The organism is Niastella populi (assembly GCF_002078015.1).
GTDB lineage: Bacteria > Bacteroidota > Bacteroidia > Chitinophagales > Chitinophagaceae > Niastella > Niastella populi.
This window is the reverse complement of the sequence record NZ_LWBP01000127.1, coordinates 1-747: the sequence shown is the minus strand read 5'-3', so window position 1 is coordinate 747 and position 747 is coordinate 1. Positions and strand designations below refer to the sequence as shown.

The window sequence follows — 747 nt, the reverse complement described above, 5'->3', positions numbered from 1 at the left end:
GGGGTTTTGCAAAAAAGAACCTATTAAATAATCTAATTTTATTTTATATGAATTCTCTAAGGACTTAGGATATCTTTCCAAGTTTTTGTAAACGATTTTCAATGATGAATCATCAGGAAACCTTAGGCTCAATATATACATTAGAAAACCTGAAATATTTTTGTCCTCAATAATTTTTAAAGCATGTATTTGTTGAGTTTTATTAAACTGAGATATTTTAACTGTCTTTCTAAGTCCATTTATTAGAATCATCAATTCACTTGCTTCCATATTATTGAGGATGGGATTTAATACACCCACGAGCTGGCTAATAGTTTTGGCTGTGGACCAAGTGAATAAAATTAAAAGAGTAGATTTAATATCCTTCGATTTTTCGATCTGTTGCTTCCAATAACTTATGTTCCCTGATTTCAGGCGAGCACATCGAACTCTTTTGCATAGCGACTTCGAACTATCGGTTAACTCATCAAAACCCTCATAAGTTTCGTCCTTCGATTTAATTCCCGCTGCAATGGTAGAAATAATAAGCAAGCCCCAAACATCACCAAAGTGCTCTCTTCCTTTTTCAATTAGCAAATCCCAAAGATTAAGGTTACTTTGAAAAGAAGATAAATCGTTATCCAAAATTGGTTTTACAGAGACATAAAAACTTTTAATAGCCTTATCGAAATAATCAGTTTCTTTAAAGTCTGAAATTGCCATTCCCCTTATATCGTCATAGATGCCAAAGTAATAAGAGTTTTCAAG

The 747-nt window shown here is 32.3% G+C and carries 1 protein-coding gene; it reads right to left on the bottom strand.

Annotation, left to right across the window (positions count from 1 at the left end):
- The coding region (locus A4R26_RS34905) for a hypothetical protein (protein WP_207625736.1) at window positions 1–747 on the bottom strand (747 nt) is incomplete at both ends.